The following is a 14947-nucleotide window of genomic DNA, read 5'->3' as shown; positions in this document are numbered from 1 at the left end:
GTTCACCCAAAACCAATGTGGGAGCGAGCCTGCTCGCGAAGGGGCCAGGTCAGCCAGCCAATATGCTGACTGACCCACCGCTTTCGCGAGCAGGCTCGCTCCCACAGGGGGCAGGTGTCAGGCAGGAGATTTCGGATTGAGGCCATCCGCGCGGAACATCCCGCGAATCCCGCGCACGGCCTGACGAATGCGGTCCTGATTTTCGATCAGGGCGAAGCGCACGTGATCATCGCCGTACTCACCAAAGCCAACACCCGGCGAGACGCAGACCTTGGCCTCGGCCAGCAGTTTCTTGGCGAACTCCAGCGAACCCAGATGCGCATACGCCTCGGGAATCTTCGCCCAGACATACATCGACGCTTTCGGATTCTCGACCATCCAGCCCAGCTCATGCAGGCCCTTGACCAGCACGTTGCGCCGCTGACGATACTGCTCGGCGATGTCGCGCACGCACTGTTGATCGCCTTCCAGCGCGGCAATCGCCGCCACTTGCAGCGGGGTGAACGTGCCGTAGTCGTGGTAGCTCTTGATCCGCGCCAGGGCGCTGACCAGTTCCGGGTTGCCGACCATGAAACCAATGCGCCAGCCGGCCATGTTGTAGCTCTTGGACAGGGTGAAAAACTCCACCGCAATGTCCTTGGCCCCTGGCACCTGCATGATCGACGGGGCTTTCCAGCCGTCGTAGACGATGTCGGCGTAAGCCAGATCGTGGATGACCAAAACGTCGTACTGCTTGGCGAGCGCGATCACCCGTTCGAAGAAATCCAGCTCCACGCACTGCGCGGTCGGATTGGACGGGAAACCGAGGATCATCATTTTCGGCTTGGGGATCGAGCCGCGAATGGCCCGCTCCAGCTCATCGAAGAAGTCCACCCCCGGCACCAGCGGCACCGAACGCACCTGAGCGCCGGCAATCACTGCGCCGTAAATGTGGATCGGATAGCTCGGGTTCGGCACCAGCACGGTGTCGCCCTGATCCAGGGTCGCCAGCATCAAATGCGCCAGGCCTTCCTTGGAACCGATGGTGACAATGGCTTCGCTTTCCGGGTCGATATCGACTTCGTAGCGCTGCTTGTACCAGTTGGAAATCGCCCGGCGCAGGCGCGGAATGCCCTTGGACGTCGAGTAACCGTGGGTGTCTTCACGCTGGGCGACCTGCACGAGTTTTTCGACAATGTGCGGCGGCGTGGCGCCGTCGGGATTACCCATGCTCAGGTCGATGATGTCTTCACCACGGCGGCGAGCGGCCATCTTCAGCTCGGCGGTGATGTTGAACACGTAAGGGGGGAGTCGATCTATGCGCGCAAAGCGGCGCGGCGAACCTTGTTCGGCCATTGTTGCCTCGGATAACGTAAGCGCCCGGAACCGTCCGAGCGACGCTGGTCACTGCGGTGACCTGTGGCGGAAGATAAGGGCAGTGATGGCATACTGTCCAGCGCGGTTGTAAACATTTTTTTCAAGGAAAATCGGTCAATGGAATTCACCAGCGGCTTCTTGCTGAGCCTTTCGCTGTGCCTGGATATCGGCGTAGCCAACATCGCGATGATCACCCTGGCCATGCAGCGCGGCTACTTTCAGGGCTTCGCTCTGGGCCTGGGCACCTGCGTCGGCGACCTGATTTACGCGGTGCTGGCCTTGGCCGGCATGACCGTTTTGCTGCAATACGAAACCGTGCGCTGGGTCCTGTGGATTGGCGGTTCGGCGCTGCTGATCTACTTCGCGGCGAAGATGATTTATTCGGCGATCCACCACGAAGCGTTGCTGGCGGAAACGGCGGAAGTGGGGCAGAACTCCCATCGCAAGGAATTCTTTCGCGGCATCTTCCTCGCGATGTCGTCGCCGAGTGCGATTCTCTGGTTTGCTGCGGTCGGCGGCACATTGATTGCGCGATCCGGTGGCGGTGGTCCGTTGAGTTCGGCGCTGTTTTTGGGCGGCTTTCTCTGCGCCGGGCTGCTGTGGTCGGCCGGTCTGTGCTTCGCGGCAAGCCACGGCGGCAAGCTGCTGGGCGACAAGCTTTTGCGCTACTCCTATCTGGCATCGGCGGCGATCTTCTGCTATTTCGCGGTCTACGTGATCGTTTCCGGGTACAACGAGTTTGTCGGCTCGGGCGCCGTCGAGCAGTTGCATGCGCTGTAAACGTGCGAAACGGATCGGGCTTTCTATACTCCCAGCCGAACCCACTTTTGCGTTCTGAGGAGTCGCGTCATGGATGAACAACCACGCGTCGAATTGGCTGGGCCGCGCTTCGAACACGGGCAATTTCTGCTGATTGCCGGTTTCGGCGGGCGATTCACTCAGGGGACCACCGACAACATTCCCGCGTTGTGGAAAAAACTGATCCCGCACTTGGGAAAAATCCCCGCGCAAGTCAATGAAGTGACCTACGGCGTTTGCTGCAACGCGGACGGCGAGGGCGGTTTCGAATACATCGCCGGGGTGCAGATCGACAAGCTCGACGACCTGCCGGAGAAGTATCGCTGGGTTGAAATCCAACCGCAGCAGTACGCAGTGTTCGAGCACAAAGGGCCACTGGCGCAACTCCCCGACACCTTCCAGTACATCTGGAACACCTGGCTGCCGCAGTCCGGCCACGAAGCGGCGGATGCCCCGGAATTCGAGCGCTATAGCGAGGATTTCAACCCGAAGCTCAATACCGGCACCCTGGAAATCTGGCTGCCGATCAAGGCCTGAGCGGTGTAACAATCGAGGCGGAGCATGTCCGCCCCGGTGGTTCTGCTTTATGCTGGCGGGCCTTGTTTCCACAGATTTTTGAGCTGCCATGAACACCGTGATCCGCAACGTCAGCGCCGCCGACCTCGACCGCTGCTACGCCATCGAAACCGACGCCTATGAAGGCGACGAAGCTGCTACCCGCGAAAAGATCGCCACGCGCATCGCCACCTGGCCGGACGGCTTCATCGTCGCCGAGGTGGACGGCGTGGTCGCCGGTTTCATCAATTCCGGCGCGGCGTTCGACGTGCAGATGTCCGACGAGGCCTTCAAGGAGCTGATCGGCCACGACCCGAAAGGGCCGAACGTGGTGATCATGTCGGTGGTGGTGCACCCGGATTACCAAGGGCAGGGCCTGGCCAAGCGCCTGCTCGGCGAATTCATCGAACGCATGCGTGCGATGGACAAAGCGACAATTCATCTGATGTGCAAAGAGCAACACATTGCGTTGTACGCCGGGTTTGGCTTTGCTTACATCAAACCGTCGGAGTCCGACCACGGCGGCATGGCGTGGCACGAGATGATCCTGACCCTCTGAAGCCAACACCTATCGAAACTGCCTGATCGTTCCCACGCTCCGCGTGGTAATGCAGCCGGGGACGCTCCGCGTCCCAAAACCGTGACGCAGAACGTCACAAAGAGGCGTTCCCACGCGGAGCGTGGGAACGATCAGGGGATACTCAGAAGAACAGCCCCATCCGCCGCTCGTAACCGATCCGGCCCTTGTACGCCTCGCCGCTGTCGACATAGCCATGCTTGGCGTACAGCGCAATCGCCGCCTCGTTATCAGCGTCCACCGACAATTCCAGTCCTTTGATTTCCGGCCATGCTTCACGGGCGACAGCGGGCAGCGCTTGCAGGCAAGCCTTGCCGTAACCCTTGCCCTGTGCTCGGCGATCGACCTGCAGCGCATGCAACGTGGCGCTGTGTTCGTCGGCCCAGTCGGGCAACACCGGCGGGCGCTTGAGCAGCAGAAACGCTACCGGTACGTCGTCCGCCAGGAGGGCAAAACCCTTTACGCCGGGGCCGGGTTTCGACAGCAGGGTGTGCAAGGCACCGTGGATGTCGCCGGAGAATCTGATCTGCTCGGGGTGGATTTCAATGGCCTCGACTTGCTGACGCTGCAAAGGGCTGAGGCTGTCGTAAGGCACGAGTTGGGCTGACACGGGAATTTCCTTTTTCCTACAAAGAGTGAGCCTCGGATTCTAGCGAGATTGTCGTCGGCGAAATTTTTTTGTTTGCCCTGTCGATCCGCGCATTGGGCAAACGACTAAGGGTGTCTTCACAACAAAAACCACGGAGAACACCATGAGCGCACAAAGCGAGATCCAGACTCTGATCAACACCTATCGCGAAGCGGTAATGGCCAAGGACGTCGAGAAAGTCATGGCCCTGTACGCCGACGACATCGTCTCGTTCGATGCGATCAAGGCCCTGCAATTCAAAGGCAAAGCGGCGTACCGCGCGCACTGGGTCGAGTGCATGGAAATGTGCCCCGGCCCGCACATCTTCGAGTTCCACGAAATCGCCATCGAAAGTGCCGACAACATCGCTTTCGCCCATTGGGTAGCCAACTGCGGCGGCACCAATGACAAAGGCGAAACCCAGAGTTGCTGGATGCGTGTCACCGCCTGTTACCGGCAAATCGGCGGGGCGTGGAAGATTGCCCACGAACACTGGTCGGCACCGTTCGATCCGATGAGCGGCGCGACGCTGTTCGATGTGCAGCCCTGATCTTCAGCCATAGTTGATCCGTTCGAATCAGGAGATCGCCATGAAATACCTATGCCTGGTCTACAGCGATGAACGCCTGCTGCACACCTCGCCCGACAGCCCGGAGGACGCCGAATGCTGGGCCTACGCCGAGTCGATTCAGGGCAGCGGGCGGATGATCGCCGCCGAAGCGCTGGAGTCGGTGCAGACTGCGACTACCGTGAGAATGCGCAACGGCAAGTTGTCGATCACCGATGGGCCTTTCGCTGAAACCAAGGAGCAACTGGCCGGTTTCTACCTGATCGATGCCAAGGATCTCAACGAAGCGATCCAGGTCGCCGGCAATATTCCGGCAGCGCGGGTGGGCAGCGTTGAAGTGCGCCCGGTGCGGCAGTTGAATGTCTGACGTCAGGGCGCGGGTCGAGCAGGTCTACCGCGAGGATTCGCGGCGGATTCTGGCCACGCTGATCCGCCTGCTCGGTGATTTCGACCTCGCCGAAGAAGCCTTGCACGAGGCGTTCTTCGTCGCGGTCGAGCGCTGGCAGCGCGACGGCGTGCCGGACAACCCGCGTACCTGGCTGGTCTCGACCGGACGTTTCAAAGCCATCGATGTGCTGCGCCGGCGCGCGCGGTTCAAGGCGTCGCAACCGTTGCTGCTGGCACAGCTCGATGAGCTGGAACAGGCTGACTGGAGTGGCGAAGACGTGGAAGACGATCGCTTGCGGCTGATCTTCACCTGCTGCCACCCGGCACTGGCGGCGGATGCGCAGGTGCCGCTGACCTTGCGCGAAGTCTGCGACCTCACCACCGAGGAAATCGCCCGCGCTTTTCTCTCGGCGCCTGCGGCGATTGCCCAGCGTATCGTCCGCGCGAAAGCGAAGATCCGCGACGCGAAAATCCCTTATCAAGTACCCACGCTGAACGAATTGCCCGAGCGCCTGGACAGCGTGTTGCGGGTGATTTATCTGGTGTTCAACGAGGGTTATTCGGTATCGGTCGGCACTGAGCTGACCCGCGAGGACCTGACGCGCGAAGCGATTCGCCTCGGGCGCCTGTTGATGGAGTTGCTGCCTGAGCCGGAAGTCATGGGGCTGCTGGCGCTGATGCTGCTGCACGAATCACGTCGACCGGCACGAACCTCGCCGAGCGGTGAACTGGTATTGCTCGACGATCAGGATCGCTCGTTGTGGGATGCCGGGTTGATGGCTGAAGGCTGCGCGCTGGTCGAGCGCGCGCTGAGTACGCGACGCTTCGGGCCATATTGCCTGCAAGCGGCGATTGCAGCGGTGCATGCGGAAGCGCCGTCGGCGGCGGAAACGGACTGGGAGCAGATTGTCGGTCTGTACGACGTCTTGCTGCGTGCAGTGCCGTCGCCGGTGATCGAGCTGAACCGCGCGGTGGCGGTGGCCAAGCGGGATGGGGCGTTGGCCGGGTTGTTGGTGATCGAAGGGATTCTGGCGCGGGGCGAGTTGCAGGATTACCACTTGGCGCATTCGGCGCGGGCGGAGTTTTGCCGGCAATTGGGCCGAGTGGAGCAGGCGCGGGCAGCGTATCAGCGGGCGCTGGAGCTGACGCGGCAGGAGCCGGAGCGGCGGTTTATCGAGGGGCGACTGAGGGACCTGGGTTGATCTGGAAGCTGCGTCGGTGCGGCTGGCCCTTTCGCGAGCAGGCTCGCTCCCACAGGTGAGCGCATTTCAAGTGTGGGAGCGAGCCTGCTCGCGAATGGCAGCACCGCTTATTCGAGCATCTTGCTGAGCAACCAGCTCCCCGCCGGCCCCGGCGGATACAAGCGCGACCACAAGGCGTCGACAAACACCGGTTTCGGCCAGCCGCGCACGTCGAGCTCTATCAGCAAGTCATTGGCATAGCGCTGTACCAGCCACCTCGGCAACGGTGCCCAGCCAAAGCCTTTTTCCGCCATTTCCAGCAGCATCAGATAACTCGGCGCCGACCACACCCGGCCTTTGCCACGACTGTCATACGGATTGACGATGGTCGCCAGGCGCAGCTCGCGATGTTGCTCGAGAATCTGCTGATCGACATGCTCAAGCTTCGCCAACGCATGCTCGCGGCTGACGAACAAGGCAATCTCCGTGCGCTCGGCCACCGTCGAGGTCACAAGGTCCGGCGGGTAGCTGTCCTGCATTTCCGCGAAGGCCAGATGCGCCCGGCCACGCTGGACCAGTTCGATCAGGTCTTCGCATTCGGCAATCAGGCACTCCAGCTCAAGCTCCGGATAACGCTGCTCGAAACCCACCAGTGCCGCCTCGAAACGATACGACTGATAAGTGTCGGAAATCGCCACGGTCAGCTTCGGCTCGATGCCCTGCGCTAATTGCCGCGCGCTCATTTCCAGACGACTGGTGGCGGCCAGAATCGCCTCGGCTTTTTGCAGCATGACGTGGCCGGCGGGAGTGAGTGTTGGTTTGCGGCTGCTGCGGTCGAACAGCTGCAAATCCAGATCAATCTCCAGACTGGCGACCGCCGCGCTGATGGTCGACTGACTGCGCCCCAACTTGCGCGCCGCCGCTGAGAACGAGCCTTGCGTCGCTGCCTGGACGAATGCCAACAGCACTTCCTGCGAAGCCATGAACTATCGCCTTGATCGATGGTTATTGGTTTTGAAGTATCGGTATTCAGTTGGATCATGGCAACCATCGTCAAACAAGGAGTCAGGCCATGACTGTCCACAAGTCCATTACCGAACGGGTTTTGCAGGCGGTTGGTTTCGAATTTCTCGCGATTCTGATCTGCACACCGTTGCTCGCCTGGATCATGCAAAAACCGCTGCTCGACATGGGCGCGGTGACCGTGTTGATCGCGCTGTTGGCGCTGGCGTGGAATGTGGTGTTCAACCGTTTTTTCGACCGTGCTCTGGCGCGGATGAATCTGGTGCACAACGCCTGGGTCCGTGTAGTGCATGCGCTGTTGTTCGAGGGTGGGCTGATCTTGATGGGCGTGCCGCTGATTGCCTGGTGGCTGTCGGTCAGCCTGTGGCAGGCGTTGTTGCTCGACATTGGCGTGTTGCTGTTCTTCCTGCCGTACACCTATGTCTATCACTGGGGTTATGACGTACTGCGCGAGCGCTTCATGACCCGCCGCGCATGTGAAAGCTGAGGTAAACCTGTGGTGAGGGGATAAATTTCCTCACCACAAAGGTGAGTCATCGGGCACAAAGTCAGAGAAACATGCCGCCGGATGCTTCGACCCGCTGACCGTTGATCCACTGTCCACCCTCTGACAGCAGCAGCGCCAATGCGCCGCCAATATCATCCGGCAGCCCCACACGACCCAGCGCAGTGTTGCTGGCAACCATCGCGTTGACCGCGCTGTTGTCGCGCACCGTGCCACCGCCGAAGTCGGTTTCAATCGCACCCGGCGCCAGGATATTCACGCCAATCTGCCGCGCCCCAAGCTCTTTCGCCTGATATCGCGTCAGCACTTCCATCGCACCTTTCATCGCCGCATAGGCGCCGTACCCCGGCAGGCTGAAGCGGGTCAGGCCGCTGGAGATATTGACGATGCGCCCACCGTCATTGATCAGCGACAACAGTTGCTGGGTCAGGAAAAACGGTCCTTTCAACTGCACGTTCATCAGCAGATCGAACTGCTCCGGGGTGGTTTCGCTGAACAGCGCATGCACGCCGACCCCGGCATTGTTGATCAGGAAATCAAAGCGCTGACGCTCAAAGGTTTGCCCCAATACCTGTTCAACCTGCGCGGCAAACGCGGCGAAGTGCTCGCTGCGGCCGACGTCCAGCTGCAGCATCGCCGCTTTTGCGCCGAGCGCCTGCAATTCAATGACCAGCGCCTGGGCCTCGTCGGCGCGGCTGTTGAAGGTGCCGATGATGTCGATGCCTTGCGCGGCGAGGTGCAGGGCGGCGCTGCGGCCCAGGCCACGACTGGCGCCAGTGATCAGTGCGATTTTGCGGTTCATGCTGACTTCCTCGATTGCGTTGAGTGGGGATGGAAGAAGTTTATTTATCCGCCCTGAGGTGATAAACACGGCAAAAGCGGAATCACTGATCGGCTCAGCCGAACAATCACCGGGGCTTGTCATGAACAAACTGGAACTGCTGCGCACCTTCGTCCGGGTCAGCGAACTGTCGAGTTTCACCCTCGCCGGGGAAAGCCTCGGCCTGCCGCGCTCCACGGTGTCCGAACAGGTGCAGGCGCTCGAAGCCTTGCTCGGCACGCGGCTGTTGCAGCGCACCACGCGCAAGGTGCAGGCCACTCAGGATGGACTGGTGCTGTATGAGCGCAGCAAGGACTTGCTTTCGCACATGGATGAGATCGAAGGGCTGTTCCGTCAGGACGAGGCTTCGCTGACCGGGCGCATCCGCGTCGACATGCCGAACATTCTCGCGCGACGTCTGATCCTGCCGCGCCTGCCGGAATTCATGGATCGCCACCCGAATCTGCAGATGGAAATCAGCAGCACCGATCGCCGTGTCGATCTGCTGAGCGAGGGTTTTGACTGCGTGTTACGCATCGGCGCGCAGCCGGATCAGTCAGTGGTCGCCCGGCATCTCGGCGACTTCCCGATGGTCAACTGCGCCAGTCCCGCTTATCTGCAACGCTACGGCGTGCCGCAGACCATCGAGGATCTGGCGCAGCATCGGCTGGTGCATTACGTCGGCGTACTGGGCTCGCGTTCGGAAGGGTTTGTCTATGAGGAGGGTGGCGAAGTGCGGCGCGTAGCGATGGCCGGCAGTGTCACGGTCAACAGCACCGACGCCTATGAAGCGGCGTGCCTTGGCGGCTTCGGGCTGACCCAGGTGCCACGTACCGGCATGCAGCCGCATCTGGAAAATGGCGAACTGGTGACCGTACTGCCGCAACACACCGCACCGCCGATGGCGATTTCGTTGTTGTACGCGCGGCAAAGGCATTTGCCGCTGCGGGTGCGGGTGTTTATGGATTGGCTCGGCGATGTCGTTCGTTCAACGCTCTGACTTCTCACCTTGGCCCGAACTGTGGGAGCGAGCCTGCTCGCGAAAGCGCCATGTCATTCAACATTGATTTATCTGACACACCGACTTCGCTAGCAGGCTCGCTCCCACAGGGAGGGCTGTGTTGTGTGTGGGATTTGCGCTCAATAATCCCCGCGCTTGCGAAACGCCCAACGCCCGGCAATCACGGTGAACGTCGCCACCAGCGCGACCAGCACCCAAAATCCATGCGGGTCCTGCGACAGCGGTACACCCCCCACATTCATGCCGAAAAAACCGGCGATGATGTTGATCGGCAAGGCCAGCACCGTCACCACCGTCAGGGTGAACAGCGTGCGGTTGCTTTGTTCGTTGAGGTTGGCGGCGATCTCTTCCTGCAGCAATTTGATCCGCTCGCCGAGGGCGGTGAGGTCGTTGATGATCAGCGCAAATTCCTCGGTGGATTTGCGCAACTCCTTGACGTCCTCCTTCTGCAACCACGGCGGCGGACGATTGAGCAAGCGCAGCAACGACCCCGGCTCCAACGCCAGCAGCCGTTGCAGGCGCACCAGCACGCGACGGTTGGCGCCAAGTTCGGCGCGGTTGGTCGACAGGCGTGAAGACAGCAATTCGTCTTCGACCTGATCGACACTCAGGCTGGTCTTGCGCACGATCTGCGTCAGCACCTCACCTTGATCGCGCAGCAGATGCACGAGCAATTCCGAGGGCGAGCGAAAGCACTCGCCGGCCTTTACCGACGAGCGCAATTTATCTACCGAATGCAGCGGTTGCAGGCGCGCGCTGACGATCAGTTTGCTGCGCACGCAGACCCACAGCGTCGACACGTCGGAGGAGACCATGCTGCTGAGGTTGAACACCACATCGTTGACCACCGCCAGCAGCGCCGAATCGACATGCTCGATGCGTGTCGAACGCGAACCTTCGTGCAACGCCTCGAAAAATTCCTCGGGCAATTGCAGATGACTTTTCATCCAGCGCTCGCACGCGGCGTGGGCCAGGTTCAGGTGCAGCCAGAGAAATTCATCGCTCTCACCGTCATCCTGCAAACAGCGCAACGCCGTCGCCGAATCGATCTCGCGACCGCGCTCCCCGGGCAGAAAACGAAAGCCGTAGAGCAAGCCAAACAGGTCCGGGTCGCGATGGCTGATATCGAGGCTGTGGTTCATGGCGGCTCGCTGCGAGGAGGGTGTCTGGGGCAGGATTTTCAGGTTCACCGGAGCGGCATCATCGCAAGCTCACATGACCGTTTTGTGACAGCAAAATGACTGCAAATCAAAGCGTTACCGGCTGTCGGAAGTTTCTCAAGGAAGGCTCTGGCATGCCGATCACAGGTGAGTTAGGTTGCGCGCCATTGGCCTTGGTCATGGTACGTCGACAGGGAGGTCCGGCCATTTTTCACGTCCGTTCGGGCGTGCCTCATCCCTGCTTCGAGTACCTTGCAATGCTGCAAAAATCCCTGAGAGCGCAAATTCTCGCCCTGTTGAGCGGCAGTCTGCTGGCGATGCTGTTGATCGCTCTGGCCTGCTTTCATTTCCTCTCCAACGGCGTGCAAAGCTACAGCCAGTTGATCGCCGGCCCGCTGCACACTTCGCAACTGATCGATGAAGCCAACCTGCAATTCAAGGTGCAGGTGCAAGAGTGGAAAAACGTTCTGCTGCGCGGCAAGCAACCAGCGGATCTGGCGAAATACTGGAGCCAGTTCGAAGAGCGTCAGCGCGACGTGCAGAACATTCTCGGCGAACTGGCCGGCCAGAAAGGCATCGAGGCCAATCTCAAATCCCGCATCGAACGCTTGCGCGACGAGCATCGCCAGTTGGGTACTGCCTACCAGAAAGGCCGCGATGCCTACGTGGCTGCCGGTGGTGATCCGAGCGCCGGCGACGCAGCTGTCAAAGGCGTCGACCGCGCCACCAGCGAGCAGATGAGTGCATTGGTTGCCGAACTGCGCGAGCAGGGCACCGCGCAGTCGGCATTGATCAGTGCCAGCGCTGAGCGTACCGTGTGGCTGGGCCTGTTGGTGATGCTCGCATCAGGCTTGCTGATCGGTCTGCTGAGCCTGTGGCTGGTCAGCCGCAACCTGATCGAGCCGATCCGCAAACTCATCGATTACGTCACCCGCTTGAGCCGTGGCCAGTTGGCTGAACGTGTTGTCAGCGAGCGTCGCGATGAGCTGGGCAACCTCGCGGCCGCAGCGAACACTCTGCGCGATTTTCTGGCGGACACCTTCACTCGCTTGCAACGCAGCGCCGGTGATCTGGACAGCGCCAGCGGCGAGTTGAACGCCATTGCCACGACCATGGCCGGCGGCACCAGCGAGCAATTCAACCGCACGGATCAAGTGGCCACGGCGATGAATGAAATGTCCGCCACGGCGCAGGAAGTCGCCCGTCACGCCGCCGATGCCGCGCGTGCTGCGGACGATGCCGATCAGTCGGCGCAGCAGGGTGAAAAGGTCATGCAGACCACCATCCATTCCATCACGCAGATGCGCGGCGAAATCGCCAACACCGCCACGGTGATCCGTCGCCTGGAAACCGACAGCGGTCGTATCGGCAAGGTGCTGGAAGTGATTCGTGGCATCGCCGAACAGACCAACCTGCTGGCGCTCAACGCGGCCATCGAAGCGGCGCGGGCGGGCGAGGCCGGGCGTGGTTTTGCCGTCGTCGCCGATGAGGTGCGCAACCTCGCTCAGCGCACGGCGGAGTCGATCATCGAGATCAACCAGATCATTCAGAACGTGCAGACCGGCGCTGTCGATGCCGCGCAGGCCATCGAGAGCGGCCAGGCACGCAGTGATGAAAGCGTCGAACAGGTGACCCAGGCCGGCGCGATGCTGGAGCGCATCACCCTGGCGGTGGAGGCGATTCGCGACATGAACCGGCAGATCGCCACGGCCGCTGAGGAGCAGACTTCAGTGGCCGAGGATATCTCGCGCAACCTGACTGAAATCACCGCGATTGCCAGCACCAACCTGGACAACGTGCAGCGCACCGAAAGTGCCAGTCAGAATTTGCATGGGTTGTCGGGGCAGTTGAATGAGGTGACGGCGCGGCTCAGTGCCTGATTTTGGCTGGCGGTTTGTCAGCCCCTCACCCTAACCCTCTCCCGGAGGGAGAGGGGACTGACCGTGTTGATTGTTCGAGATTCGCCGACCTGAAATGCCGAGGCGTACTCAGGCTGGTAGTCGTTTGTGATGGCTTTTTAATTTTGAGGCGAACTCAGGCTCCGAAATTTCCCCGATCTGCTCCCTTTCCCCCTCGCCCCCTTGGGGGAGAGGGCTGGGGTGAGGGGGATCGAGTTCACAGAACACACAAAGTTTGCGCCTCAATCCGCAACCACAAAAAAGCCGCACGATCGTTAAATCGTGCGGCTCTTTAACAGCGGTCTATCAAGTGTCTTGCTTGTCGCTCAGCACTTTACCGGTGGTGGCATCAAAGTCCACGTCGAACTCTTTGCCGTCAGCAGTTTTAAGTTCAACTTCATACTCATAACCATTGAAGTGGTTATCCAGGTCGGTGTCGGTAATCGTTGCGCCCGGGTGCAGTTTCAGTGCTTCGGCGTTCATCGATTCCAGCGACTTGATTTTGCCGTCCTTGACCAGTTGCGGGATCTGGTCGATGCGAACATCAGCCTGAGCCAGGCCAGCGGTGAGGGTCAGGGCAGCGGCGGTAAACAGGGCAGTCAAAGTTTTCATCGGTTCATTCCTTGGCAGTGCGTTGAAGTGGTTGATCTGTGTAAGTGGGTTCAGATTAACCAGCGCAACTTAATTCACCCTTAAATCTCTGCTCCGCGATAAAACTGCTCTTTGCGGGAGCGAGCCTGATCGTGAAGCAGGCGACTCGATAACAAGTCAGAAACCGTTCTTCTTCAAAACATCGTCAATGCTGCCAGCCGCCGGACGCTTATAAAACTTCAACAGTTCACTGGCGCGGTTGGTAAAGATGCCGTCGACACCCGCTGCCATGACTTTCTCGTAGTCCACCGGCTCGTCGACCGTATAAACATGCACCAGCATGCCCTGATCGTGGGTGTACTGATTCATCCACGGTTGCACCAGGTCGGAATAGCTCTGATCACCACCATGAGTCAGCTTCGCCGAAGGGCCGGTGCCGATCGCGCCCTGGGCCTTGGCGTAATCGACCCATTGCTTGAATTCCGCTTCTGACTTCGGTTCCTGCTTGCCGTAGAAAACGTTTTTGTCTTTCTCGCCGGACGCGGCAAACGTCACAGCGGATTTAGGTTCGATGCTGCCTTCGCCTACCCATAACAGGAGGATCTTCGGCACTTGCGGCATTTCCTTTTCCAGCAATTGCAGGCTGTTCTTATCGAAGGTCTGCAGGATCACCTTGCCTTTGCCCTGACCGACGCCCAGCGCACTTTTCGCCAGTTTCGAACCGGCCGGGCTCAGCCAGCCGCGATCCTGTAGTTTTTCCTTGAGGTCATGTTCTATGCCGGGAAACAGCTGCGGCTCTTTGGTTTCGATGTACAGGCCCGGCTTGTGCTGCGGGTTGGCGCGGGCGATGTCGATGATTTCATCGAGGGTAAGAATTTTCAGCCCGGCGTAGGAAGGTCGCGCGCGATCCGGGTATTTAGTGTTGAACCAGCTGCCGGCATCGAGGGTTTTCAGTTCGGCCATGGTGAACGCGGTGGCCGGGCTGTCCTTGCGCTCGGGGAATTTGCTGGCGACGTCGGTGGTGCGTTGCAGGTTGTCGTCGTGCAGGGCGAAGAGCACGCCGTCCTTGCTGCGCTGCAAATCCATTTCCAGGTAATCGGCGCCGAGGTCACGGGCCAGTTTGTAGGCCGCAGCGGTGGATTCCGGGGCATCGAACGACGCGCCACGGTGGGCAATCACCGCCGGATGCGGAATGCCATGGGCGGCAGCGATTGCCTTGGGCTCGGGGTGGCTGGCGGCATGCGCCTGACCGAGGCCGAACAACAGACTCAGCACCAGAGCGCTTCGGGTAAAAGTGGCAGGCATGGTCGAGTTCCTTTCGCAGGTTTTTTTCGAGACGTACCTTTTAACAATTGACGCGCCGCAGGGCTATCGCCAGACCGACATAAAGCGAGCAAAACGGAAATTTCCTGCACTTTTGTGGCGCTGTTTGCAGTACGCTTGCCCACGGCAGACGCCCCGGCAGAGGGCGCACCGCTGCGTTGCCCTGCGTGTAAACCATCATCATCTTTCGTGAGGTTTACCATGCGCATCACCTCCCAAATCATCTGCCAGGCCGCCGACGATCTCAAAGGCTTCGTTGGCCTCAACCGCAAGACCGGTCAGTACATCGTGCGCTTCAGCGAAGATTCGTTCGGCATGGACGTCGCCGACGACGGCATCATCCCCGCCAGTGAATTCGTCTGGGCACCGCTGTCGGACACCACCATGACGCTCAAGCGCGAGTTGATTCAGTTGCTGCTCGATCAACACATCGACGACCGCATCAACATCACCGAACCCTTACGGGTTTACATGAGCAAGGTTGAAGTGCCGGAGATTGTTGCGGTGCGGAGTCTGGTGCGCGGTTGAAGTTTTGCTGTGTGGTTGCGGGCCTCTT

General features: G+C 60.2%; 17 protein-coding genes. 10 read left to right on the top strand and 7 right to left on the bottom strand.

Translation table 11 applies throughout. The features are described from left to right. Window positions 1-117: 117 nt before the first annotated feature. Complete coding sequence (gene alaC / locus PSH90_RS20020; RefSeq protein WP_305381379.1) at window positions 118-1335, bottom strand: alanine transaminase; 1218 nt, start codon at window positions 1333-1335, stop codon at window positions 118-120. 138 nt (window positions 1336-1473) lie between these two features. Here alaC and PSH90_RS20015 point away from each other — a divergent pair, with 138 nt between their 5' ends. The 3 genes from PSH90_RS20015 to PSH90_RS20005 all read left to right on the top strand — a co-directional run bounded on the left by PSH90_RS20015 (window position 1474) and on the right by PSH90_RS20005 (window position 3268). After that, window positions 1474-2136: a LysE family translocator gene (locus PSH90_RS20015; protein WP_041479200.1), complete on the top strand. Its 663-nt coding sequence runs from the start codon at window positions 1474-1476 to the stop codon at window positions 2134-2136. 69 nt (window positions 2137-2205) lie between these two features. After that, window positions 2206-2691, top strand: a complete 486-nt coding sequence (locus PSH90_RS20010; RefSeq protein WP_236168341.1) for a GyrI-like domain-containing protein — start codon at window positions 2206-2208, stop codon at window positions 2689-2691. Between the two features lie 88 nt (window positions 2692-2779). Further along, window positions 2780-3268, top strand: a complete 489-nt coding sequence (locus PSH90_RS20005; RefSeq protein ID WP_150741966.1) for a GNAT family N-acetyltransferase — start codon at window positions 2780-2782, stop codon at window positions 3266-3268. A 142-nt stretch (window positions 3269-3410) separates the two neighbouring features. Here PSH90_RS20005 and PSH90_RS20000 read toward each other — a convergent pair whose 3' ends face one another. Then, window positions 3411-3896: an N-acetyltransferase gene (locus PSH90_RS20000; RefSeq protein WP_236168343.1), complete on the bottom strand. Its 486-nt coding sequence runs from the start codon at window positions 3894-3896 to the stop codon at window positions 3411-3413. A 142-nt stretch (window positions 3897-4038) separates the two neighbouring features. Between PSH90_RS20000 and PSH90_RS19995 the strand changes: the two genes are divergently transcribed. Genes PSH90_RS19995 through PSH90_RS19985 form a run of 3 tightly spaced genes read left to right on the top strand, consistent with a single transcriptional unit; the run spans window position 4039 to window position 6071 of the window. Then, window positions 4039-4464 (top strand): nuclear transport factor 2 family protein, encoded by a 426-nt coding sequence (locus PSH90_RS19995; RefSeq protein ID WP_056788004.1) that lies wholly within the window; start codon window positions 4039-4041, stop codon window positions 4462-4464. A 40-nt stretch (window positions 4465-4504) separates the two neighbouring features. After that, window positions 4505-4849 (top strand): YciI family protein, encoded by a 345-nt coding sequence (locus PSH90_RS19990; protein WP_095181502.1) that lies wholly within the window; start codon window positions 4505-4507, stop codon window positions 4847-4849. After that, window positions 4842-6071, top strand: a complete 1230-nt coding sequence (locus PSH90_RS19985; protein WP_305381377.1) for an RNA polymerase sigma factor — start codon at window positions 4842-4844, stop codon at window positions 6069-6071. The genes PSH90_RS19990 and PSH90_RS19985 overlap by 8 nt, the downstream gene beginning before the upstream one ends. A gap of 107 nt (window positions 6072-6178) precedes the next feature. Here PSH90_RS19985 and PSH90_RS19980 read toward each other — a convergent pair whose 3' ends face one another. After that, entirely contained in the window at window positions 6179-7033 is an 855-nt protein-coding gene (locus PSH90_RS19980) for a LysR family transcriptional regulator (protein WP_236168346.1), read from the bottom strand. Between the two features lie 89 nt (window positions 7034-7122). Between PSH90_RS19980 and PSH90_RS19975 the strand changes: the two genes are divergently transcribed. Next, window positions 7123-7560, top strand: coding sequence for a multidrug/biocide efflux PACE transporter (locus PSH90_RS19975; protein ID WP_305381376.1), 438 nt, complete (start codon window positions 7123-7125; stop codon window positions 7558-7560). Window positions 7561-7621: 61 nt separating this feature from the next. Here PSH90_RS19975 and PSH90_RS19970 read toward each other — a convergent pair whose 3' ends face one another. Then, a complete protein-coding gene (locus PSH90_RS19970; protein ID WP_305381374.1) occupies window positions 7622-8380 on the bottom strand; it encodes an SDR family NAD(P)-dependent oxidoreductase in 759 nt (252 codons plus the stop codon). 121 nt (window positions 8381-8501) lie between these two features. Between PSH90_RS19970 and PSH90_RS19965 the strand changes: the two genes are divergently transcribed. After that, the gene (locus tag PSH90_RS19965; protein ID WP_095181506.1) at window positions 8502-9398 is read left to right on the top strand and encodes a LysR family transcriptional regulator; all 897 of its coding nucleotides are present in this window, start codon (window positions 8502-8504) and stop codon (window positions 9396-9398) included. A gap of 140 nt (window positions 9399-9538) precedes the next feature. Here PSH90_RS19965 and PSH90_RS19960 read toward each other — a convergent pair whose 3' ends face one another. Beyond that, the gene (locus PSH90_RS19960) at window positions 9539-10561 is read right to left on the bottom strand and encodes a transporter (protein ID WP_095181507.1); all 1023 of its coding nucleotides are present in this window, start codon (window positions 10559-10561) and stop codon (window positions 9539-9541) included. Window positions 10562-10836: 275 nt separating this feature from the next. Here PSH90_RS19960 and PSH90_RS19955 point away from each other — a divergent pair, with 275 nt between their 5' ends. Next, window positions 10837-12459 carry a methyl-accepting chemotaxis protein gene (locus tag PSH90_RS19955; protein ID WP_305381372.1) on the top strand — a complete coding sequence of 541 codons (1623 nt, stop codon included), beginning with the start codon at window positions 10837-10839 and terminating at the stop codon, window positions 12457-12459. Between the two features lie 324 nt (window positions 12460-12783). Here PSH90_RS19955 and PSH90_RS19950 read toward each other — a convergent pair whose 3' ends face one another. Beyond that, complete coding sequence (locus PSH90_RS19950) at window positions 12784-13089, bottom strand: PepSY domain-containing protein (RefSeq protein WP_016773566.1); 306 nt, start codon at window positions 13087-13089, stop codon at window positions 12784-12786. A gap of 156 nt (window positions 13090-13245) precedes the next feature. Then, window positions 13246-14373, bottom strand: coding sequence for a glycerophosphodiester phosphodiesterase (locus tag PSH90_RS19945; RefSeq protein ID WP_041479218.1), 1128 nt, complete (start codon window positions 14371-14373; stop codon window positions 13246-13248). A 219-nt stretch (window positions 14374-14592) separates the two neighbouring features. On the opposite strand from PSH90_RS19945, the gene PSH90_RS19940 reads away from it, so the two are divergent. After that, on the top strand, window positions 14593-14919 hold the full coding sequence (locus tag PSH90_RS19940) for a DUF2025 family protein (RefSeq protein WP_305381371.1): 327 nt from the start codon (window positions 14593-14595) through the stop codon (window positions 14917-14919). Window positions 14920-14947 lie beyond the last annotated feature (28 nt).

The organism is Pseudomonas sp. FP1762 (assembly GCF_030687105.1).
Classification (GTDB): Bacteria; Pseudomonadota; Gammaproteobacteria; order Pseudomonadales; family Pseudomonadaceae; genus Aquipseudomonas; species Aquipseudomonas siliginis.
The sequence above is the reverse complement of the archived record's forward strand: the minus strand, read 5'-3'. Positions and strand labels throughout refer to the sequence as shown.